This window comes from Arthrobacter zhaoxinii (genome assembly GCF_024385505.1).
Classification (GTDB): domain Bacteria; phylum Actinomycetota; class Actinomycetes; order Actinomycetales; family Micrococcaceae; genus Arthrobacter_B; species Arthrobacter_B zhaoxinii.
The window spans coordinates 406020-426873 of the sequence record NZ_JANFLT010000001.1; the positions used below are offsets into that span (position 1 = coordinate 406020).

The following is a 20854-nucleotide window of genomic DNA, read 5'->3' on the forward strand; positions in this document are numbered from 1 at the left end:
AAACGTTGGATCGTGCGCCCCTCCCCTGCCGACGCGCATGATGCGTCCGGACGGGGAGGGAGACAGACCCACCACGAGGTCTTAGACCGTGGTGGTGGATCCGCCGGCTGCGGCGATCTTTTCTGCGGCGCTGGCGGAGAAGGCGTTCGCGGAGACATCAACCTTGACGGTGATGTCGCCGGAGCCGAGGACCTTCACGGGCTGGTTCTTGCGAACCGCACCCTTGGCAACCAGTGCTTCGATGCTCACGGCGCCGCCTTCGGGGAACAGCTCCGAGATCTTGTCCAGGTTGACAACCTGGAACTCGACCCGGAACGGGTTCTTGAAGCCGCGCAGCTTCGGCAGACGCATGTGCAGCGGAAGCTGCCCGCCTGCGAAGCCTGCCTTGATCTGGTAGCGGGCAGCCGTACCCTTGGTACCGCGGCCTGCCGTCTTACCCTTGGAACCTTCACCGCGGCCAACGCGGGTCTTGGCCGTCTTGGCACCGGGTGCCGGACGCAGGTGATGGACCTTCAGAGTTCTGTTTTCTTCGGGCATGTTACTTCGCCTCCTCAACCTTCACGAGGTGCGGAACCGTGTTGATCATGCCAACGGTCACTGCATCAGCAGTACGGACGACGGAGTCGCCGATGTGCTTCAGGCCCAGTGAACGCAGCGTGTCGCGCTGATTCTGCTTACCACCGATGGTGGACTTGATCTGAGTGATTTCCAGCCGAGCCGTGCTAACGACGACGTTCTTCGGAGTCGACATCAGGCACCTGCCTTCTGCATGTTGCGGAGCATCGCGTAGGGAACGACCTGGTCGAGCGGAAGGCCGCGGCGTGCTGCCACTGCCTGGGGCTCTTCGAGGCGCTTCAGCGCATCAACCGTGGCGTGCACGATGTTGATGGCGTTGGAGGACCCGAGCGACTTGGACAGGACGTCGTGGATACCGGCGCATTCGAGAATGGCGCGGACCGGACCACCGGCGATAACACCGGTACCCGGGGAAGCCGGACGCAGCAGGACAACGCCTGCAGCAGCTTCACCCTGGACGAGGTGCGGGATGGTTCCACCGATGCGCGGGACGCGGAAGAAGGTCTTCTTGGCTTCTTCAACGGCCTTTGCGATAGCGGAGGGAACTTCCTTTGCCTTGCCGTAGCCAACGCCGACCATGCCGTTGCCGTCACCGACAACAACGAGGGCGGTGAAGCTGAAGCGACGGCCACCCTTGACCACCTTGGCAACGCGGTTGATGGTCACGACGCGTTCAATGAACTTGTCCTTCTCATCGTTGCGTCCGCCGTCGCGGCCACCGCGGCCACCGCGTTCGCCGCGGCCTCCACGGTCGGAACCGCGCTGCTCGCCGCGACGTCCGCCGCGGCGGTCGTCGGTACCGGTGGCTGCGGCTTCCTTGGTCTCAGTTGCCTCAGCAGCTGTAGCTTCAGTCACCTGATTTTCCTTTTCCTTGTTTACCTCGGTCACAGTGCCAGCCCACCTTCACGTGCGCCGTCTGCAACTGCAGCAATACGGCCGTGGTAGCGGTTACCACCGCGGTCAAAGACAACGGCTTCGATGCCGGCGGCCTTGGACCGCTCAGCAACGAGTTCGCCGACGCGCTTGGCCTTGGCGGTCTTATCGCCGTCCAGTGCACGCAGATCCGCTTCCATGGTGGAGGCGGAAGCCACGGTTACGCCGCGGGTGTCATCGACAACCTGGACGAAGATGTGGCGGGCAGAGCGGTTGACCACGAGGCGCGGACGAACCGCGGTTCCGGAAATCCGCTTGCGGATACGCAGCTGGCGACGGCTGCGCAGGGCAGACTTGCTCTTGCTGTTTCGCTTCTTATTAATGCTGATGGCCATGGTTACTTACCAGCCTTTCCGACCTTGCGGCGGACAATCTCGCCGGCGTAACGAATACCCTTGCCCTTGTACGGGTCGGGCTTACGCAGCTTGCGGATGTTGGCGGAAACCTCGCCCACCTGCTGCTTGTCGATACCGGACACGGTGACCTTCGTCGGGCCAACCACGGTAAGCGTGATGCCTTCGGGGGCCGCGACAGGGACCGGGTGGCTGTAGCCCAGGGCGAACTCGAGGTCCGAACCCTTCGCGACTACACGGTAACCGGTACCAACGATTTCCAGATCCTTCTTGTAGCCCTCGGTCACGCCGGTGATCATGTTGCTGATCAGCGTGCGGGTCAGGCCGTGGAGGGAGCGGGATTCACGCTCGTCGTTCGGGCGGGTAACGGTGATGGTGCCGTCTTCAAGAGTGGCCGTGATCGGGCTGGGCACAGTGTGGCTCAGCTCTCCCTTGGCACCCTTGACGGATACAACGTTGCCGTTGATGGCGATATCTACTCCGGCAGGAACCGGGATGGGCAGACGTCCAATACGTGACATTTTTCTTTCCCTTCCCTGCTACCAGACGTAGGCGAGGACTTCCCCACCTACACCCTTCTTGGCGGCCTGACGGTCGGTCAGAAGACCTGACGACGTCGACAGGATTGCGATACCCAGACCACCCAGCACGTGCGGCAGGTTGGTGGACTTCGCGTAAACGCGCAGACCGGGCTTGGAGATGCGGCGAACGCCGGCGATGGAACGCTCGCGGTTCGGACCGAACTTGAGATCCAGGGTCAGCTTCTTGCCGACCTCGGCCTCTTCTTCCTTCCAGCCGGCGATGTAGCCTTCGGCCTTCAGGATGTCAGCAACGCGCGCCTTGAGCTTGCTGTAAGGCATGGACACGGAGTCGTGGTATGCCGAGTTTGCATTGCGCAGACGCGTGAGCATATCTGCGACAGGATCTGTCATTGTCATTTGGGCTCTTGCCCTCCCTCGTAACGGTTTCCTGCAGGAGTGCCGTGCGGCGTTGCCTCACGGATCTCCGTCGGACCTGTTACGTAGTAATTAATCTTCGGATTTGAACGGGAAGCCGAGCGCCTTCAGCAGCGCGCGTCCCTCGTCATCGGTCTTTGCAGTGGTAACCACGGTGATGTCCATGCCGCGTACGCGGTCGATCTTGTCCTGATCGATTTCGTGGAACATCGACTGTTCGGTCAGACCGAACGTGTAGTTGCCGTTGCCGTCGAACTGCTTGCCGTTCAGACCGCGGAAGTCACGGATACGGGGCAGGGCCAGGGTGACCAGCCGGTCCACGAATTCCCACATGCGGTCGCCACGCAGCGTAACGTGCGTACCGATCGGCATGCCTTCGCGCAGCTTGAACTGTGCGATGGACTTGCGTGCCTTGGTGACCTGGGGCTTCTGGCCCGTGATCTGGGTGAGGTCCCGGACAGCACCGTCAATGAGCTTGGAGTCCTTGGCGGCATCTCCAACACCCATGTTCACAACCACCTTGACGAGGCGGGGAACCTGGTTGACGTTCGAGTAGTTGAATTCGTCCTGCAGGGTCTGCTTGATCTCCGCTGCGTAGCGGGTCTTCAGACGGGGAACGATCTTGGTGACAGTCTCAGTCATTAGAGGTCCTTCCCAGAGCCCTTGGCCACGCGGATACGCACAATGCGCTCACGGCCATCTTTTTCGACGGTTGCAGTGCGGAAGCCAACGCGGGTCGGCTTCTTGGTCTCCGGGTCGACAATGGCGACGTTGGAAACGTGGATCGGGGCTTCAACAACCTCGATGCCGCCGGTGTTGGAACCGCGGGAGGTCTGGCCAACCTTGGTGTGCTTGGTGACACGGTTGATGCCTTCAACGAGAACGCGGTTGCTCTCGGGGAAGACCTTCAGAACCTTGCCCTGCTTGCCGCGGTCTCCGCCGCGCTCAGCCTTTGCACCGGTGATGACCTGAACGAGGTCACCCTTCTTGATTTTTGCCATGGACTACAGCACCTCCGGAGCCAGCGAAATGATCTTCATGAACTTCTTGTCGCGAAGTTCGCGGCCGACCGGCCCGAAGATACGGGTACCGCGGGGGTCGCCGTCATTCTTCAAGATCACTGCAGCGTTCTCATCGAACTTGATGTAGGAACCGTCCTGGCGGCGGCGTTCCTTCTTGGTACGGACGATGACGGCCTTGACCACGTCGCCCTTTTTGACGTTGCCGCCGGGAATTGCATCCTTGACGGTGGCAACAATGGTGTCGCCAATGCCTGCGTAGCGACGGCCGGATCCACCGAGAACGCGGATGGTCAAGATTTCCTTGGCACCCGTGTTGTCGGCGACCTTCAGTCGCGACTCCTGCTGAATCACTTATTACTCCTGTCGTCGCGCCGGTTCTCTTCAAAGAGCCTTGCGGAACGGATATGGGTGGACCCCGTAATACTGGTACTCAACGCCCTCCGGGCGGGCCGCACGCCAGTGCAGCCGCCTTCGAAGCGTCGAACAAGATTATCGGGCTTTTGTCTCATTCGGCGGTGAGAAGGCCGGCCGGCTTCGAGACCCGATTCGGGTCCGGATTCCGGACACACTTCCCCACCACACAGACAAGATTTCAAGTTTATCGCGAAAAGGCCCCGGATGCGAAATCGAAGATGATAACGCGGCCGGGGCCCTCACGCTGTGGACGGTGCCGGTGTGTCCTGCGCTTACTGCAGGAACACACCGGCGGGCCGGCCGGTACTTCTTACTACTAGGTTACTTGGCCTTTTCGAGGATCTCGACCAGGCGCCACCGCTTCGTAGCGGACAGCGGCCGGGTCTCCGCGATCAGCACGAGGTCACCAATGCCGGCAGCGTTCTGCTCGTCATGGGCCTTGCGCTTCTCGGTCCGGCGGATAACCTTGCCGTAAAGGGCGTGCTTCACGCGGTCTTCAACCTGGACAACGATGGTCTTATCCATCTTGTCCGAGACCACGTAGCCGCGTGCGGTCTTCCGGTACCCGCGGGCATCGGCGCCGTTTGCGTCAGTTGTCACTGCTGCCTCATTCTTGTTTTCGCTCACTTGGCATCATCCTCAGCGACCTTGGCTTCAGCTTCAGACTTGGTAGCCTTCTTCTTTGACTTCTTCGGTGCCTCGGGTGCTGCTTCCTCAACGGGAGCGACAACCTCGGGACGAATGCCCAGCTCGCGCTCACGCAGCACCGTGTAGATGCGGGCGATATCGCGCTTGACTGCACGCAGACGACCGTGGTTCTCCAGCTGGCCGGTAGCCGACTGGAAGCGGAGGTTGAACAGCTCCTCCTTGGCCTTGCGCAGTTCTTCTACGAGACGGTCCTTATCGAAGCCGTCCAGCTGCTCAGTTGTCAGCTCTTTTGATCCAACTGCCATTTCTATTCACCACCCTCGCGACGCACAATGCGTGCCTTCAACGGCAGCTTATGGATCGCCAGGCGCAGGGCCTCACGAGCTACCTCTTCGGAAACACCGGAGAGTTCGAACAGAACCCGGCCCGGCTTGACGTTTGCAACCCACCACTCCGGAGAACCCTTACCGGAACCCATACGGGTTTCAGCAGGCTTCTTCGTCAGCGGACGGTCCGGGTAGATGTTGATCCAGACCTTACCGCCACGCTTGATGTGGCGTGTCATGGCAATACGCGCAGCTTCAATCTGGCGGTTGGTGACGTACGCAGGCGTCAGAGCCTGGATACCCCACTCGCCGAAGCTGACGGCGGTGCCGCCGGTTGCAGCGCCGGAGCGACCCGGGTGGTGCTGCTTACGGTATTTGACTCGACGTGGGATAAGCATTTAAGCCTGTCCTCCTTCTGCTGCGGGGGCAGCTGCCTCAGCGGCCGGAGCCTCTGCAGCAGCAGGCGCGGCGGCTTTGTCGCCGCGCTCGGGACGACGACGGCGGTCGCCGCCACGGTCACCGCGGTCGGCCGGGCCGCGGCCCGGACGATCGTTGGAGCGTCCGCGGGACGGTGCAGCAGCCTGCTGTGCAGCCAGTTCCTTAGCGGTAACGTCGCCCTTGTAGATCCAGACCTTTACGCCAATGCGGCCGAAGGTGGTCTTGGCTTCGAAGAAACCGTAGTCGATCTGCGCACGGAGGGTGTGCAGGGGCACACGGCCTTCGCGGTAGAACTCCGAACGGCTCATTTCAGCGCCGCCCAGACGGCCGGAGCACTGGATACGGATACCCTTGGCGCCTGCACGCTGTGCGGACTGGATGGCCTTCTTCATCGCACGGCGGAAAGCCACGCGGGAAGAGAGCTGCTCAGCAACGCCCTGGGCAACCAGCTGTGCTTCCATCTCGGGGTTCTTGACCTCGAGGATGTTCAGCTGGACCTGCTTGCCGGTGAGCTTTTCGAGCTCGCCGCGGATGCGGTCCGCTTCGGCGCCGCGGCGGCCGATGACGATGCCCGGACGTGCAGTGTGGATATCCACACGGACACGGTCGCGGGTGCGCTCGATCTCTACCTTGGCGATGCCGGCGCGGTCCATGCCGGTGGACATCAGCTGACGGATCTTGATGTCCTCGCGGACGAAGTCCTTGTAACGCTGTCCCGGCTTGTTGCTGTCAGCAAACCAGTGCGATACGTGGTCAGTGGTGATGCCGAGTCGGAACCCGTGCGGGTTTACCTTCTGTCCCACTTAGCGTTCCTCCTCGATCGTAGGGGTTGCGACTACCACAGTGACGTGGCTGGTCCGCTTGTTGATGCGGTAGGCGCGGCCCTGGGCCCGCGGCTGGAACCGCTTCATGGTGGGTCCTTCGTCAACGAATGCTTCGCTGATGAAGAGGTCACCCTCGTCGAAGGCCACGCCGTCACGGTCCGCGAGGACACGTGCATTGGCCATAGCCGACTGAATTACCTTAAGTACCGGCTCCGAAGCTGCCTGGGGGGCAAACTTCAGAATTGCCAGAGCCTCATTCGCTTGCTTGCCACGAACAAGGTTGACGACGCGCCGGGCCTTCATAGGCGTTACGCGGATATGACGCGCAATTGCCTTGGCTTCCATTGCTTTCCTTCTCTCGTCTTCTGCCGAAAGAGCAGCGCCTAGCGGCGCTTGCCCTTGCGGTCGTCCTTCACATGGCCGCGGAATGTCCGCGTCAGAGCGAATTCGCCGAGCTTGTGCCCGACCATCGACTCGGTGACAAACACCGGAATGTGCTTACGTCCGTCGTGTACGGCGATCGTGTGCCCGAGCATGTCGGGGATGATCATCGAACGGCGAGACCACGTCTTGATGACGTTCTTGGTGCCCTTTTCGTTTTCGGCCGCTACCTTGAGAAACAGGTGCTGGTCGACGAAGGGGCCTTTCTTCAGGCTGCGTGGCATGTTTCCAGGCTCCTATCGCTTGTTCTTGCCGGAACGACGGCGACGCACAATGAGGTTGTCGCTCTCTTTATTGGGACGGCGGGTACGGCCTTCGCGCTTACCGTTCGGGTTGACCGGGTGGCGTCCACCGGAGGTCTTACCTTCACCACCACCGTGCGGGTGGTCGACCGGGTTCATGGCGACACCGCGGACGGTCGGGCGTACGCCCTTCCAGCGCATACGGCCGGCCTTGCCCCAGTTGATGTTCGACTGCTCGGCGTTGCCGACCTCGCCGATCGTGGCGCGGCAGCGCACATCAACGTTGCGGATTTCGCCGGAGGGCAGACGCAGCTGGGCGAAGCGGCCTTCCTTGGCGACAAGCTGAACGGACGCACCGGCGGAGCGGGCCATCTTGGCACCGCCGCCCGGACGCAGTTCAACAGCGTGGATGGTGGTACCCACGGGGATGTTACGCAGGGGCAGGTTGTTGCCGGGCTTGATATCAGCGCCGGCGCCGGCCTCTACGAAGTCGCCCTGCTTGAGCTTGTTCGGAGCAATGATGTAACGCTTGGTGCCATCAACGTAGTGCAGCAGCGCAATACGGGCGGTACGGTTCGGATCGTATTCGATCTCGGCAACGCGTGCGTTGACGCCGTCCTTGTCGTGGCGGCGGAAGTCGATCAGACGGTACTGACGCTTGTGTCCACCACCCTTGTGCCTGGTCGTGATCTTACCGGTGTTGTTACGGCCGCCCTTTTTGGGCAGCGGACGTACCAACGACTTTTCCGGCGTCGACCGCGTGATTTCGGTGAAGTCGGCTACGCTCGAGCCGCGACGGCCCGGGGTAGTCGGCTTGTATTTACGGATTCCCATTATTTATTCCTCGTTAAAGTGGTCTCCGCCCTAGCTGAGCGGACCGCCGAAGATGTCGATTGTGCCGTCCTTGAGGGTGACAATGGCGCGCTTGGTGTTCTTGCGCTGTCCCCATCCGAACTTGGTGCGCTTACGCTTACCGGCACGGTTGATGGTGTTGATCGAGTCGACCTTGACGGAGAAGATTTTCTCCACGGCCAGCTTGATCTCGGTCTTGTTGGAGCGGGGGTCGACCAGGAAGGTGTACTTACCTTCGTCGATCAGGCCGTAGCTCTTTTCCGAGACGACGGGTGCAAGCACTACGTCGCGCGGATCCTTAGCGGTGGTCGCGCTCACTTGGCGTCCTCCTTGACTGTGTTCTTGCCGACGAACTCGTCGTAGGCAGCCTTGGTGAAGACCACGTCGTCGGCAACAAGCACGTCATAGGTGTTCAGCTGATCTACGTAGATCACGTGAACAGCCGGAACGTTGCGCACGGAAAGTGCGGCAACATCGTTGGCGCGCTCGATAACAACGAGCAGGTTCTTGCGGTCGGAAACCGAACGCAGGGCGCTCAGTGCGTCCTTGGTGGAAGGCTTGGTGCCTTCAACCAGGGATTCGAGGACGTGGATACGGCCGTTGCGTGCCCGGTCCGACAGGGCGCCGCGCAGTGCAGCAGCCTTCATCTTCTTGGGGGTGCGCTGGCTGTAATCGCGGGGCGTCGGTCCGTGGACTACGCCGCCGCCGGTCATGTGAGGAGCGCGGATGGAGCCCTGACGAGCCCGGCCGGTGCCCTTCTGCTTGAACGGCTTGCGGCCTGCGCCGCTTACCTCGGCACGCGTCTTCGTCTTGTGCGTACCCTGGCGGGCGGCTGCAAGCTGAGCAACTACCACCTGGTGGAGCAGCGGTACGTTCGTCTGAACGTCGAAGATCTCTGCGGGGAATTCAACAGTGGTTTCGTTAGCCATGAGACTAATCTCCCTTCACGGCAGAGCGTACGAGGACGACCTGGCCGCGGGCGCCGGGAACGGCACCCTTGATCAGCAGGAGCGACTTCTCTGCGTCCACACCGTGAACCGTGAGGTTCATGGTGGTGTGACGGACGCCGCCCATGCGGCCCGCCATCCGAACGCCCTTGAAGACGCGGCCCGGGGTGGATGCGCCACCGATGGAACCCGGCTTACGGTGGTTCTTGTGTGCACCGTGGGAGGCACCAACGCCATGGAAGCCGTGACGCTTCATGACACCGGCAAAGCCCTTACCCTTGGAGGTTCCGACGACGTCGACCTTCTGGCCGGCTGCGAAAATCTCAACGGAGAGTTCCTGGCCCAGCTCGTAGGTGTCGGCATCGGCGGTACGCAGTTCAACTACGTGGCGGCGCGGCGTGACGCCGGCCTTTTCAAAGTGGCCGGCCAGCGGCTTGGTCACCTTGCGCGGGTCGATCTGGCCGTAGCCGATCTGAACGGCGGTGTAGCCGTCCTTTTCCGCGTTGCGCAGCTGCGTGATGACGTTGGAGTCAGCCTGGACGACGGTTACGGGGATGAGCTTGTTGTTCTCGTCCCAAACCTGGGTCATGCCGAGCTTGGTGCCCAGCAGTCCCTTTACCTGGCGTGTAAGTGAAGTAGACATAAGTATCCGCTCCCCCCCTACAGCTTGATTTCGATGTTCACGTCTGCAGGCAGGTCGAGACGCATAAGCGAGTCAACGGCCTTGGGCGTGGGGTCAATGATGTCGATCAGGCGCTTGTGCGTGCGCATTTCAAAGTGCTCGCGGCTGTCCTTGTACTTGTGCGGCGAACGGATAACAACGTAAACGTTCTTTTCCGTGGGCAGCGGCACGGGGCCTACTACCGTTGCGCCTGCACGCGTGACCGTTTCAACGATCTTCCGTGCTGATACGTCGATGACCTCGTGGTCATACGACTTCAGCCGGATGCGGATTTTTTGTCCCGCCATGGCGTCGTGCCTCTTTCTTCGAGTAATGCTCTCTGTACAGTTTTTGCACCGAACTGCCTTACGGCCTGGCGCCCCTCCAACAGACTGAATCCGGATAATTCCGGGTTCCTCACCCTGCCGAGGCTCCGACCCCCGCGCTCGGGCGTGTCGCGGTGTTGAGACCGACGACGCCGAGCAAGAGTAGGGGCGGGTTATATATGGGCTCTTTCCCCTAAGGATCCGACCCTGCATCAGGCATTATCCTGACCGGGACGCAATCTCACCACTGCCTCATTCCCTGCTGTTCGCAGGAACGTGGGCGCGTGTGGGCACAAAAGCGCTTGAACAACTTCTCTAGTCTGCCAGACTCGGGCATGGATGGCTAATCAGGCATCACTCGCCGGAGGTCTCCCTCCAGGGCTTCCCGAGTCCGGGAACGCCGCTTCCCGGAGTAAACCCCCGGGAGCAGCGTTTTCAGCTTCCCCCAGTCTAACGCACCGGCGCCGGCCGGCGGAAAAGTCAGGGCCGGTCCTCCCGGTTGGCCCGGCGGATCCGCTTTGCCCGCTCGATCTCGGGCCGGAACCGCTTACGGGACCACCCCACCCCTGCAGCGACTGCAGCGACGATCACCAGAAGAAGAAGAAATTCCATCCTCCGAGCCTAGCGGAGCCGTGATCCCGGTGTCAGTGGGTACGGTCCTCCTCCGCAGATGATGCCCGGTCCGGTGCGTTTGTCTCCGATCCGGCTCCCGCACCGCTGCCGGGCTCGGCCGCCGTGCTTCCCGTGCCGGCAGTGGTGTCCGTGGTGTCCGCCTCCGGGTACCCGGGTGCCGACGGCCCACTCCCCCGGGTCGACTCCACGGGCGGGGCATACCCGGCCTCCGGAGCAGGAGGGGCGTACCCGAGCGCAGGGGCAGGGGCAGGGGCAGGGGCAGGGGCAGGGGCAGGGGCAGGGGCAGGGGCAGGGGCAGGTGGAGTGTACCCGGCATCCGGCGCAGGAGGGGCGTACCCGGTTTCCGGAGCAGCCGGAACAGCCGGCGCGTATCCGGGCACCGGAGTACCCGGAATTCCCGGAGCATTCCCGGGCTCGTCGGTCCGCACACGCGTCAGCCGCCAGACGGCCAGGGCGATCAATCCGATGCCCAGCAGTGCCAGGAGCAGGAAGGTGTAGCCGCGCAGGTACCAAAGCACCGCCAGCACAACACCGGCCGCACCCCAGAGGGTGAACAGCCTTCTACTGGCGAGGAGGCCGAACACCAGAAGTCCGGCGTGTGCCACCAATGCCCAGAGCTGCCTTCCGCCTCCCCCGAAAATAGCCGTGGTGAGTCCGCTGGCGGACAGGATGACGGCGGCAACCGCCAGGATCACGGTGCCCCGCCGGTCACGCTTCCGCAGGAACTCGTAGGCAGCCAGGCCGGTCAGCACTGCGGCCCAGTACTGCAGCGACCAGAATCCATTCACGTCGCCCATGACGAGCCAGCTGATTCTCTGCACTGCCAGTGCGGCCACGAGGGCCGCAACTTGGACGGCCGGCTCACGGAACCGGGCGGGTACTTCGAAGAGCGCAAGCACCACGGCAGCAACGACGGTCAGTGATCCTGCTGCGGCGGAGACATCCGGTGCCATGGCGGGAACGGCGGCAAAGGCCAGCACAAAGGCGGAGGCCGAGCCCAGGATCCTCCGGCGCAGCAGCGACGGCGGCACGGCACCGCGCGCGGCATTGCCGGGCCGGGATGTTTCGACGTGCTTCAGCGGGGTGGCCAGGCGGACTGCCTGAAGGACGGCCGAGGCGGCCCATAGGGGCAGGAGGGATGCGAACCCCGCATCTTCGATGCGGACAGTATCGGGGAGCCCCTGGAACAGGAACATCATCCCGACAACAAGCAGGGGCGGCAGGCCAACCGCCAGCCACGGCTGGCTCCGGGTGTAGGAGAGAACCAGGAAAACCGCCCCGCCCACTGCGAAGGCTGCCGCCGACAGGAAGCTGTTGTCCCCCGGCGCAGTGGTTACCAGGACCGTTGCGGTATAGCTGACGGCGATGACAAGCAACGCCGTGCGGGTGGGCTTATCGAGGGACCGGCGGGCTTCCCCCCACAGTGCTGCCACGGCAAGGGCAAGCAGGAGCGCCCCTGCCGCTCCCCAGGCAAGCAGCGGGTCCGGGACGAGTCCTCCGCTACTGAGGACCACCGGCATCGCACCCAGTGCGTACCCGGCGGGATAGAGAACCCAGGCTGACCGGGGCCCGCCACCGCCGCGCCGGCGCATAAACGCCGCGGACGCGGTGACGAGGAGCAGGAAGAGGTGAAGTGCCACCACGAGGCGCTGGGTTGTTGGTGCGGCCTGGAAACCGTAATAGAACGGAAGGAGCACCAGCAACGCCAGGCTCAGCCACTGCGACGTTTCGGAATATCCGTGCGAGTCGAGGCGGCGCTCCAGCCGCGTACGGAGCAGCTGCTGGATCGCCAGCGCCGTTGCGCCGGCGATATAGAGGCCGTGCACGCCGACCCCAAGATCGGCCGCTGCAAGGACCGTCAGCACCACCAGAAGCCCCTGTACGCCGAGCAGGTAGAGACCCTGATTCGTCTCTTTCCGCTTCAACGCGAGATACGCCGCGTAGGCCAAGGCTGCCAGGACCAGCAGTTCGTAGCCGCGCACCCCCAGGACGCCGGCACCTATCGCTCCGGCGGCAGCAAATCCTGCCAGCGCCGCTACTGCATACCTGTCGGAAAGCAACAGTGAGGTGGCAGCATTTGCCGCCAGCGCGGTCCACAGCAACACCAGGGTCCAGCCGATCCCCTGCCCTTCGATTCCGCGGGAGGCAACCGTTGCCAGCAGCGCCACGAGTGCAGCCGCAGTGAGGAACCCGGCAGCCGGCTGAAGCGGCTTCCCCCTGCGCACCTGGACGACGGCGGCCAGCTGGCTGAAGACCGCCACCCCGGCTGCACACAGGAGAAGGAACATCAGCATGCCGCTCTGGGCTGCCTGCGCCTGCAGCCCGAGATAAGTCAGGGGAACTCCGGCGGAGGCGGCCAGCCCGCCCCACCGTGCCCATGATGCCAGGCCCAGCGGTTCCAGCCTCCCGGCAAGGAAAATCCGCAGCACCTGTCCGACGGCGATTGCGACGGCCACGGTGGCGAAGACCGAATGGATACTTCCGGTGAGATCGGCCGCCACCAGCCCGGCCAGAACAACGGCAAGAATCTGGGCAGCCAGGAGATAGGCGCCGCGGAAGGCATTGTTCCGTCCCAGAACGAGGTAGGCACAGTAGCCAAGCGCCGCCAGCACGAGGATCTCGTAGCCCGCCAGTCCCAGTGTCCCCGCGCCGATGACGGCCGCAGCGGCGAAACCGGCGGGTGCCGCCAGTGCAAGCCAGCTGCGGCGCAGCATCAGCGCGGTAAAGATATTGACGGCCAGGGCACCCGCCAGAACAGCCACAGTGGCAATGCCGCTGTTTTCCCCGGCCATCCGCACACCGGCGCTGAGCAGCATTACCAGCGCTGCTGCAACTGCGGCACCAATGGCAGCATTGGATCCGGCAGCGTACGGACCGCCCGCTGGAGGTAGAGTCCCGGCAGCCTTCGGAGCGGAATCGATTCCGGTCCGGTGGAGCGCCCCGAAACCGATGCGGCCCGCAGCGCCGAGGGTATAGGCCCCCTGAGTGAAGGCCGCAGTCCCGGCACCGATCAGCAGCAGGACAACGCCGGTGTCCGACCGTGCCGCGGTATAGGTGAGGATGTAGTAGAGCGGCGGCAGCATCCCGAGCAGGGTCAATGCTGTCCACAGGATGGTCCGGGACAAGCCGAAACCGTGAAGCCGGCGGTCAAAGACGATCCGGACCAGGTGCTCGACAGCCAGGCAGACAGCCACGGCGATAAAGATGCCGTGCACGCCGGCACCGAAGTCGGCGGCAACCAGTCCGGTCAGGACAGTCAGTTGCACCTGGCCTGCCGCTATGTAGTAGCCCCGGTGCGTCCGGGGTGCCAGTTTCCCTGCCTGGACCGCACAGTAGCAAAGGGCGACGGCTGTGAGCAGCTCGTAACCCCTGACGCCGAACACGCCCGCACCGATGAGCGCTGCGGCAGAGAATCCTGCGGGTGCGGCCAGGAGGTACAGTCCGCGGGGCCGCAGCCCGGAGGTCAGCGCATTGGAGGCCACAACAGCCCACAGTGCGGCCAGGGTCAACGCCGCGCCGGGCCGCTCCTGGACACTCAGCAACAGGGTCAGCCCGGCGGCACCGGCAGCTGCTGCGCCGATGGCGGTACCCGGGAACCGTTCCGCCTTTCCGCGCGAGATACGGATAACCGAGACAGATTGGTTGACCGCCAGTGCCAGTACGGCGCAGACAAGGGCCCAGGCAGCCGTGTTTACTCCTGCGGCGCCGGCAAGGGCGGCCAGGACCACCAGGGGTACCAGCAGGACGGCCGCCGCGCGTGCTGCGAGGACAAACACGGGGCGCGCCTGCGCACCGCTTCGCACAGCCCGGACCACCAGGTAGGCAACGAGGACTGCGGTAGCTGTGACTCCCGGCCACAGGGTGCCGCCGGGCACGAGCATGTTGGGGACGAACGCGAGGGCGACGGGTACCACGACGGTGAACTCAAGCCGTCCGCCGAGTTTCCACGCGGCAGCCAGATACGTCAGCAGGACCACGACGGCGGTTCCGGCGAAGGCAGCGGAACCACCCGCAGTCTGCCGCTCGGCAAACGCATACCAAAGCCCCGCGGCCAGAGCGGTGCCCGCCTGCAGCATCAAAAGCGCGGCAACATCCACCCGGAAGAATCTGCGGGCCGCCGCTTCGGGAGCCACGGCGGGTTTCTTCTTGAGGCTGACAGTAGCGGCGGGGGCAGGGGCGGACGGGGACACGGCTGCCGGCGGAGCAGGGGGTGCCGGTGGTGCCGGCGGTAGTGACACCGGCTTCCCACCGGTGCCTGCAGCGGCTGCGTGCGGAGCGGCATCCGTGCCGGATACCGCTCCTGCTTCCGTCCGCGGACGGTGATCGGCTTCCAGCGGCAGGCCGGTGCTCCTGGCCGCCACCTGCAGCAGGGCGGCGGTACCGTACAGCGGGCGTCGCGCCAGGACCCCCGCGGTCTGGGCGGCGACCTGGACGGCGAAGGCCAGCATCGTCAGCTGACTGCTGTCCGTAAAGGAGTAGAACAGGGATGTGAGCCCCACGGTGCCCGCCGCCCGCAGCCCGTAGCTGTTGACGAGCTGGTTGCGGGCAGGTCCCTGCCAGAGCATGACGGCGTAGTAAACCGCGAAGGAGAGGAACAAGATGCCCAGCTGTGCCGCGCTCAGCTGCCCGGAGATCTGGACGGAAGCGATGGCCGTGGCCGGAACCAGATAACGGTGGGAACGGACAAAGGCATCTACGTAGAGGTTGTTCAACCAGGCGGGACGCCGGATGGCGGCGAGGCTGATCAAGGTGGCGAGGATAACCGTGAAGAGGAAATACCAGACAATTCCCCAGCGCAGTGCGGCACCGGATGCAAGACCCGAGGACAGCAGGAAGGTCAGGGCAAGGTAGGTGACCACCCTGCTCTCGATCTTGGCAGCGGCAAAGGCAAACGCCGCCGTTCCGACCACCGAGGTCACCAGCCAGGCTGCCGGACCGTCAGGCAGCACAAAATTGAACAGAGCGAGTCCCACCACGGGGATCAGGGCCAGGCCGGTGCCTGTAAAGGCAACGGCTGCCGGCTTCAGACGCGTGCTGCGGGAGTGTATGACCAGTCCGGAAACATAGAAAAGCGCAGTGACGGCAACGACGCCGAAGAAGCGTGCCTCTGCGGGGATGGCCAGGCCAATGAACAGTGCCGCAGCAGCCACCAGCAGGAGGCTGGCTGAGTAGAGCGTGATGTTGATGTTGCGCAGGTCCCGCCGGCGCTTCTCTTCCTTCAGCTGTGCTTCGGTCTTGACCGGCGGAGCCGGCCTGGGAGGAACGGGCCTGGGCTGATCAGCAGCGTTCCGGTGCGAGGTACCCGGGGCCGGGACAGGGGCTGCCCGCCGCCCGACCGGGACCGGGTCGGGCGGCGCTGCGGGCAGCGGAGCCCGGGTAACCGCCGGGACATCACGGGGCGAACCGGTGGGAGCCGTGGGCACGGAGGGTGACGCCGTTCCGGGGCGGGTCGGGGGGCCTCCAGGAGCGACAGGGGCAGAAAACCCGGAACCGGCCGGCGGGGGTGTAGCCGGGGACGGGTCGGATGCAGGCGCCGAACCAGCGGAGGACCGCGTTGAATCCCTGAATCCCGCCCGGTAGCCCTCCTCGTAGATCTGGGCCGGTGGCGGCAGCGGCCTGCCCTGGCTGTCCACGGGCCGGGCAGCCTTCCTGCCCACCGTCCTGCCAACGAAGAAACTGGCGGTGACCGCGGCCAGGAATATAAGGAAGACCCCCATGAAACTGCTACCTTCCGGTTTTGTGCTCGACTGGAGACCATCCTAGGGTGCCCCGGCTCACATCCCGGTAACTACTCCGCCCCATATGTGTACAGTGTCCGGCGTCCGGCGGCCTGTGCAGGCACAGTCGCCCGGATGGTGCCGGCGGCCCACCGGTTTGCCCGCGGGCTGTTCCCGCCGGGATTCCGAACTGCTAGCGTCGGCGCACGAGATGAGCCGGAGGCTCCCCCACGAACGGAAAGGCCCTGCGGCCATGTATCTTTCGGTCCTGGGAACGCACGCGGGCATCACCGGAACGGTGCAGGTTCCCAATTCCAAATACCACGCCCACCGGGCCCTCATCCTGGCTTCCCTGGCTCCGGGCACGAGCCGGATTTCCGGACTCACCGATGCCCGCCATGTGCAGTACACGGTCTCCATGCTGCGCCAGCTCGGGACCGGATTAGAGGTGCAGGATGACACGTTCATTGTCCACGGCGGCCCCTACACTGCGCGGCGGCCGAGCGTCTCCGCAGGCAGCTCCGGCACCACCCTGTACTTCATGGCCGGACTCGCGGCGCTCGGGACACGCGACGTCGTCGTCACCGGGCAGAAGTACTTCCAGCGCCGTCCCATCGGTGCATTGCTGGCGGCCCTCCGGGACATGGGCGTGGATATCGCTTCGAGTAACGACTGCCCGCCCCTCCGGGTGGCTCACGGGCGGCCGCGCGGCGGTGAAGTCCGCATATCCGGAACTCTGTCCCAGTGGATCTCCGGCCTGCTCCTGCTGGCACCGTTTGCCCGTTCCGAAACCACGGTGGTGGTGGAAGGCACGCAGAACGAAACCAGCTATGTGGACCTGACCCTCGCCATGATGGCGCGCTTCGGCCTGCAGGTGGAGGCCTCCGCGGACCGCCGGCGCTTTCGCATCCCGCCGGACCAGCAGGCCGTTCCGGCCGATGTGAGGATGCCCCCGGACATCGGATCCGCTGCTTTCGGCCTGGCCGCAGCAGCCCTGCATCCGGCCGATGTTGCCCTTGCCGGGCTGCGTTCCACCTCCTCGGCCGGCTCCGACCATCCCGAAGCCGATTTCCTGGACCTTGCCGCCCACATGGGTGTTCCCATGGCCTACGATCCGGAAGCGGACGCGGTGCGGATCCGCCATCAGGGGCTCACCCTGCAGCCGATCGACGTGGATTGCCGCCGCGTGCCGGACATGCTTCCCGTGCTGACCGTCATGGCCTGCTTTGCGAAGGGCCGCAGCGTCTTCCGGAACATTGACCACGTGCGGATGAAGGAGTCTGACCGGGTAGCTGCCATGCTGCAGCTGAACTCAATGGGCGCGGACCTCACCGTGGAGGGTTCCACCCTGGCGATCCGCGGCACCGGAGGCCTGGACGGAGCGGATCTCTCCTCCTTCAACGACCACCGGGTCCTGATGTCCCTTGCAGTGGCAGCTTCCGCTGCGGAGGGACGCAGCACCCTGACCTATCCCCATGCCTACCGCATCTCCTACCCGGAATATCTGGCCGCCATGACCACTTTCGGGCTGCGGATGCAGGTGGAAGACGGCGTGATCCGCCGCCCCCTTCCCAGCCGCCCCGCCAGGACCGCACGGGGGAGCCGGCCCCGGAATTTTGCCGGGCCGGCCGCTGTGGAAGCCTGCGCCGCCGTGACCGGCGCGGACTGGGTGCGGCGGTGGGCCGCGGAACGGCCCAACGAAACAGCAGTGGTCGACGGCGGCACCGGGGCATCGGGACACCTCACCTGGGCCGAGCTCGACGCGCAGGCGGACCGCGCAGCTGCAGCGCTGCTGGAGCTGGGGGTGCGGCCGGGTGACCGGGTGGCTTTCCAGCTCCCCAACCGGAGCGAATTCGTTGTCCTCACCGTGGCGGTGCTCCGACTCGGCGCCGTCGCCGCACCGATCATGCCGATCTTCCGGGAGCGCGAAGTGGCACTGGCACTGCACCGCGCCGCCGCCCGGGTATTCGTCACCGTGGAGGAGTTCCGCGGACGCCTGCCGGCCGAGGAACTCGCCGGCCTCCTCCGGCGGCCGGACGGAACCGGTCCAGCGCCGCTTCCCCTGGCCGACGTCCTTGTGCTGCGGGAGCCGGCGTCCGCCCGTCCCCTCCCCCGCATCAGCGGCGGCCCGCGGTTCGCCGACTGGGACACGGTCCTGCAGCAGGAGCGCCCTGCGGCCGGACCGGATCCCGGGGCCGCACCGACTGCCCGGGACGCGGCGCAGCTGCTGTTCACCTCCGGTACCTCCGGCGAACCCAAGGGTGTGGTGCACCGGCATGGAACACTCAGCCGTGCTGCGGCCATGGAAGCCGCGCATCTGGACCTCACCAGCGACGACGCCGTCTTCATTCCATCGCCCCTGGCCCACCAGACCGGCTTCCTCTACGGCATGTGGCTCTCATTCGTGCTCGGCTGTCCGCAGATCCTGCAGCCGGTCTGGAACCCGGAACGCGCCCTGCAGCTCATGCGCGGCTGGCGGGCCACCTTCGTCCAGGCTGCCACCCCGTTCCTGGCCGATCTGGTGTCCGCCGTGGCCGCGGGCACCCCTGCGCCGCCCACCCTGCGCATCTTCGTCGCCACCGGGGCGGCGGTCCCCCGGCACCTGGCCGAACGTGCCACACGGGTCCTGGGCGCCGGGATCTGCGGTGCCTTCGGCACCACTGAAACCTGCCTGGGCACCCTGGCCTCGCCCCGGGACGAACCGGTAAAGGTGTGGGGCACCGACGGCCGGGCGCTGGCGGGCGTGCGGACCCGGGTTGTCGACGACGACGGCCGCCTCCTCCCGCCCGGTGTGGAAGGCAACTTCGAGCTCAGTTCTCCCACCGTCTTTGACGGTTACCTTGACCGCCCGGACCTGACCAAGGAAGTCTTTACCGAAGACGGCTGGTACCGCACCGGCGACACGGCGATCCTCGACGAAGCCGGGTTCCTGCGCATTACCGGCCGGGTTCGCGACATCATCAACCGCGGAGGGGAGAAAATCCCGGTGGCCGAGATCGAGCAGCTGCTCTACCGGCATCCAGCCGTACGCGACGTTACCCTGGCCGCCATGCCCGATGAACGCCTCGGCGAGCGGGCCTGCGCCTTCGTGGTCCCGGAGCCGGGGAACCACCCGCTGCTGGCGGACCTTACCGGGTTCCTCGACCGCCACCATGTCTCCAGGCACTACTGGCCCGAACGCCTTGAGCTGGTCGACGCCCTCCCCCGCAACGCCGTCGGCAAGGTGCAGAAGTTCCTGCTGCGGGAAATCACCCGCAGCTTCCCCGCACCGGATCGGAGCAGCCAGTGACCACTGCAGCCATCACCGCCGACGGACGGGGCAGCAGCATTCCGGAGCCGGAGTACCTCGACCTGCTGGCGGCCGTTACCGCCTGGGTCGAGGGTCCCGGCGAGGAATGGGCCGGACTCATCGAAACCACCGGCGCCGTGCCGGACGCCCTGTGGAAGGAACTGCGCGGGGCCGGGTTCCTCTCGCTGGCAGCGCCGGCGGATCTCGGCGGGCGGGGGCTGAGCTTTGTCCAGTGGATGGGGCTGATGGAAATCTTCTCCCGTTCACACGCCTCGGTCCGCATGATTGTGCACGTGGTCAACGGCACCTGGCGGGCCATGAACCCGCACGTTGACGACGTGCAGCGCCGGACGTTCATCCGCCCGTCCGTCGCCGGCGACCTTCTGGTCGCCTTCACCCTGACCGAGCCCGGCAACGGCACGGGCGCCGACATCAGCTCGAGTGTGCGGCGGGCGGGCGGCACGTACTACCTCACCGGCCGCAAGCATCTGATCACGTTCGGGGTGCGGTGCGACTATTGGCTGCTTTTTGCCCGGTTGGCGGGCAGCACGGGAAGCGCGGGCACGGTGGCACTACTGGTGGACCGGCACGCCCCCGGCGTCGAAGTGGAAGACACGTCCGACACCCTGGGCGTCCGCGGCACCGACCACGCGTCCCTGACGTTCACGGACACTCCCGTCCCCGTCGCCAACCGCATTGGTGCGGAGGGTGACGGATTGGCCGTGGCACTGGGCGGCTTCCTCACCCCCAGCCGGATCTCCGTGGCGATGAGCTGCGTCGGCCTGGCCCAGCGCGCCCAGCAGCTGGCCGTCGCCTACGCCCTGGAACGCACCACCTTCGGGAAGCCACTGGCCTCGCGGCAGGCCGTCGCCTTCGCCCTGGCGGAAAACGCCGCTGACATCGCGGCGGCCCGCGCGCTGACCCTGCATGCCGCCGCCGCGTGGCAGGACGGCACGGCCGACGCCGGATCCCTGTCCTCCATGGCCAAGCTCACCGCCGTCGACATGCTCACCCGCGTAACGGACAAGGCCCTGCAGGTCCACGGGGGCGTGGGGTACTGGAAGACCATGCCCATTGAACGCGTCTACCGTGACGCCCGGGCACAGCGCTTCGAAGAAGGGACGAACGAGATTCAGAAAACCGTGATTGCCCGCGGCCTTCTTGGCCGGATCCAGACACCCTCGCCCGCAGGCGGGCGCGCCCCTGCCCCTGCCGGTCCCGGCACGGCTCCGGCCGCCCGCCCCTGACGCCCGTCA

Annotated in this window: 24 protein-coding genes; 2 read left to right on the forward strand and 22 right to left on the reverse strand. The window is 65.1% G+C overall.

Annotation, left to right across the window (positions count from 1 at the left end; translation table 11 throughout):
* Positions 1–81 precede the first annotated feature (81 nt).
* The 22 genes from rplO to NNX37_RS01945 form a co-directional block, all read right to left on the reverse strand.
* Complete coding sequence (gene rplO, locus NNX37_RS01840; RefSeq protein ID WP_255790492.1) at positions 82–537, reverse strand: 50S ribosomal protein L15; 456 nt, start codon at positions 535–537, stop codon at positions 82–84.
* Position 538: 1 nt separating this feature from the next.
* The gene (gene rpmD / locus NNX37_RS01845) at positions 539–751 is read right to left on the reverse strand and encodes a 50S ribosomal protein L30 (RefSeq protein ID WP_227918717.1); all 213 of its coding nucleotides are present in this window, start codon (positions 749–751) and stop codon (positions 539–541) included.
* Positions 751–1431: a 30S ribosomal protein S5 gene (rpsE, locus tag NNX37_RS01850; RefSeq protein ID WP_227918719.1), complete on the reverse strand. Its 681-nt coding sequence runs from the start codon at positions 1429–1431 to the stop codon at positions 751–753. The genes rpmD and rpsE overlap by 1 nt, the downstream gene beginning before the upstream one ends.
* A 29-nt stretch (positions 1432–1460) precedes the next feature.
* Positions 1461–1844, reverse strand: a complete 384-nt coding sequence (gene rplR / locus NNX37_RS01855) for a 50S ribosomal protein L18 (protein ID WP_229949992.1) — start codon at positions 1842–1844, stop codon at positions 1461–1463.
* A gap of 2 nt (positions 1845–1846) precedes the next feature.
* Positions 1847–2383 (reverse strand): 50S ribosomal protein L6, encoded by a 537-nt coding sequence (rplF, locus tag NNX37_RS01860; RefSeq protein ID WP_230021134.1) that lies wholly within the window; start codon positions 2381–2383, stop codon positions 1847–1849.
* Positions 2384–2401: 18 nt separating this feature from the next.
* Positions 2402–2800 (reverse strand): 30S ribosomal protein S8, encoded by a 399-nt coding sequence (rpsH, locus tag NNX37_RS01865; RefSeq protein WP_146361106.1) that lies wholly within the window; start codon positions 2798–2800, stop codon positions 2402–2404.
* A 90-nt stretch (positions 2801–2890) separates the two neighbouring features.
* Entirely contained in the window at positions 2891–3460 is a 570-nt protein-coding gene (gene rplE / locus NNX37_RS01870) for a 50S ribosomal protein L5 (protein ID WP_227918727.1), read from the reverse strand.
* Positions 3460–3819, reverse strand: a complete 360-nt coding sequence (gene rplX, locus NNX37_RS01875; RefSeq protein ID WP_255790507.1) for a 50S ribosomal protein L24 — start codon at positions 3817–3819, stop codon at positions 3460–3462. The genes rplE and rplX overlap by 1 nt, the downstream gene beginning before the upstream one ends.
* A 3-nt stretch (positions 3820–3822) precedes the next feature.
* Positions 3823–4191, reverse strand: coding sequence for a 50S ribosomal protein L14 (gene rplN, locus NNX37_RS01880; RefSeq protein WP_055239356.1), 369 nt, complete (start codon positions 4189–4191; stop codon positions 3823–3825).
* A gap of 384 nt (positions 4192–4575) precedes the next feature.
* Positions 4576–4881 (reverse strand): 30S ribosomal protein S17, encoded by a 306-nt coding sequence (rpsQ, locus tag NNX37_RS01885; RefSeq protein WP_279326965.1) that lies wholly within the window; start codon positions 4879–4881, stop codon positions 4576–4578.
* Positions 4878–5207, reverse strand: coding sequence for a 50S ribosomal protein L29 (rpmC, locus tag NNX37_RS16350; RefSeq protein WP_304658988.1), 330 nt, complete (start codon positions 5205–5207; stop codon positions 4878–4880). The genes rpsQ and rpmC overlap by 4 nt, the downstream gene beginning before the upstream one ends.
* A 2-nt stretch (positions 5208–5209) precedes the next feature.
* The gene (gene rplP / locus NNX37_RS01895) at positions 5210–5626 is read right to left on the reverse strand and encodes a 50S ribosomal protein L16 (RefSeq protein ID WP_055239353.1); all 417 of its coding nucleotides are present in this window, start codon (positions 5624–5626) and stop codon (positions 5210–5212) included.
* A complete protein-coding gene (gene rpsC, locus NNX37_RS01900) occupies positions 5627–6469 on the reverse strand; it encodes a 30S ribosomal protein S3 (protein ID WP_227918732.1) in 843 nt (280 codons plus the stop codon).
* Positions 6470–6835, reverse strand: a complete 366-nt coding sequence (gene rplV, locus NNX37_RS01905; protein ID WP_255790509.1) for a 50S ribosomal protein L22 — start codon at positions 6833–6835, stop codon at positions 6470–6472.
* A 38-nt stretch (positions 6836–6873) separates the two neighbouring features.
* Positions 6874–7155: a 30S ribosomal protein S19 gene (gene rpsS, locus NNX37_RS01910; RefSeq protein ID WP_104052734.1), complete on the reverse strand. Its 282-nt coding sequence runs from the start codon at positions 7153–7155 to the stop codon at positions 6874–6876.
* Between the two features lie 12 nt (positions 7156–7167).
* Positions 7168–8007, reverse strand: a complete 840-nt coding sequence (rplB, locus tag NNX37_RS01915; protein ID WP_146361090.1) for a 50S ribosomal protein L2 — start codon at positions 8005–8007, stop codon at positions 7168–7170.
* Between the two features lie 30 nt (positions 8008–8037).
* Positions 8038–8343, reverse strand: a complete 306-nt coding sequence (gene rplW / locus NNX37_RS01920) for a 50S ribosomal protein L23 (protein WP_104052736.1) — start codon at positions 8341–8343, stop codon at positions 8038–8040.
* Positions 8340–8954, reverse strand: a complete 615-nt coding sequence (rplD, locus tag NNX37_RS01925) for a 50S ribosomal protein L4 (RefSeq protein WP_227918737.1) — start codon at positions 8952–8954, stop codon at positions 8340–8342. Before rplD ends, rplW begins: the two co-directional genes overlap by 4 nt.
* Positions 8955–8958: 4 nt before the next feature.
* Positions 8959–9615 (reverse strand): 50S ribosomal protein L3, encoded by a 657-nt coding sequence (rplC, locus tag NNX37_RS01930; protein WP_255790511.1) that lies wholly within the window; start codon positions 9613–9615, stop codon positions 8959–8961.
* A gap of 17 nt (positions 9616–9632) precedes the next feature.
* Positions 9633–9941: a 30S ribosomal protein S10 gene (gene rpsJ / locus NNX37_RS01935; protein WP_146361073.1), complete on the reverse strand. Its 309-nt coding sequence runs from the start codon at positions 9939–9941 to the stop codon at positions 9633–9635.
* 498 nt (positions 9942–10439) lie between these two features.
* Positions 10440–10571, reverse strand: a complete 132-nt coding sequence (locus NNX37_RS01940) for a hypothetical protein (protein ID WP_255790513.1) — start codon at positions 10569–10571, stop codon at positions 10440–10442.
* A 32-nt stretch (positions 10572–10603) separates the two neighbouring features.
* Entirely contained in the window at positions 10604–16015 is a 5412-nt protein-coding gene (locus NNX37_RS01945; protein WP_255790515.1) for a hypothetical protein, read from the reverse strand.
* A 547-nt stretch (positions 16016–16562) separates the two neighbouring features.
* Between NNX37_RS01945 and aroA the strand changes: the two genes are divergently transcribed.
* Together aroA and NNX37_RS01955 are read left to right on the forward strand one after the other, a co-directional pair.
* Complete coding sequence (gene aroA / locus NNX37_RS01950; protein ID WP_255790517.1) at positions 16563–19598, forward strand: 3-phosphoshikimate 1-carboxyvinyltransferase; 3036 nt, start codon at positions 16563–16565, stop codon at positions 19596–19598.
* On the forward strand, positions 19595–20845 hold the full coding sequence (locus NNX37_RS01955; RefSeq protein WP_255790519.1) for an acyl-CoA dehydrogenase family protein: 1251 nt from the start codon (positions 19595–19597) through the stop codon (positions 20843–20845). The genes aroA and NNX37_RS01955 overlap by 4 nt, the downstream gene beginning before the upstream one ends.
* Positions 20846–20854 lie beyond the last annotated feature (9 nt).

Bases quoted from the DNA above. Each gene is read 5' to 3' on its own strand.
- rplO (WP_255790492.1), bottom strand. From the start codon at position 537: ATGCCCGAAGAAAACAGAACTCTGAAGGTCCATCACCTGCGTCCGGCA.
- rpmD (WP_227918717.1), bottom strand. From the start codon at position 751: ATGTCGACTCCGAAGAACGTCGTCGTTAGCACGGCTCGGCTGGAAATC.
- rplR (WP_229949992.1), bottom strand. From the start codon at position 1,844: ATGGCCATCAGCATTAATAAGAAGCGAAACAGCAAGAGCAAGTCTGCC.
- rplF (WP_230021134.1), bottom strand. From the start codon at position 2,383: ATGTCACGTATTGGACGTCTGCCCATCCCGGTTCCTGCCGGAGTAGAT.
- rpsH (WP_146361106.1), bottom strand. From the start codon at position 2,800: ATGACAATGACAGATCCTGTCGCAGATATGCTCACGCGTCTGCGCAAT.
- rplE (WP_227918727.1), bottom strand. From the start codon at position 3,460: ATGACTGAGACTGTCACCAAGATCGTTCCCCGTCTGAAGACCCGCTAC.
- rplX (WP_255790507.1), bottom strand. From the start codon at position 3,819: ATGGCAAAAATCAAGAAGGGTGACCTCGTTCAGGTCATCACCGGTGCA.
- rpmC (WP_304658988.1), bottom strand. From the start codon at position 5,207: ATGGCAGTTGGATCAAAAGAGCTGACAACTGAGCAGCTGGACGGCTTC.
- rplP (WP_055239353.1), bottom strand. From the start codon at position 5,626: ATGCTTATCCCACGTCGAGTCAAATACCGTAAGCAGCACCACCCGGGT.
- rplV (WP_255790509.1), bottom strand. From the start codon at position 6,835: ATGGAAGCCAAGGCAATTGCGCGTCATATCCGCGTAACGCCTATGAAG.
- rpsS (WP_104052734.1), bottom strand. From the start codon at position 7,155: ATGCCACGCAGCCTGAAGAAAGGCCCCTTCGTCGACCAGCACCTGTTT.
- rplB (WP_146361090.1), bottom strand. From the start codon at position 8,007: ATGGGAATCCGTAAATACAAGCCGACTACCCCGGGCCGTCGCGGCTCG.
- rplD (WP_227918737.1), bottom strand. From the start codon at position 8,954: ATGGCTAACGAAACCACTGTTGAATTCCCCGCAGAGATCTTCGACGTT.
- rplC (WP_255790511.1), bottom strand. From the start codon at position 9,615: ATGTCTACTTCACTTACACGCCAGGTAAAGGGACTGCTGGGCACCAAG.
- rpsJ (WP_146361073.1), bottom strand. From the start codon at position 9,941: ATGGCGGGACAAAAAATCCGCATCCGGCTGAAGTCGTATGACCACGAG.
- NNX37_RS01940 (WP_255790513.1), bottom strand. From the start codon at position 10,571: ATGGAATTTCTTCTTCTTCTGGTGATCGTCGCTGCAGTCGCTGCAGGG.
- aroA (WP_255790517.1), top strand. From the start codon at position 16,563: ATGTATCTTTCGGTCCTGGGAACGCACGCGGGCATCACCGGAACGGTG.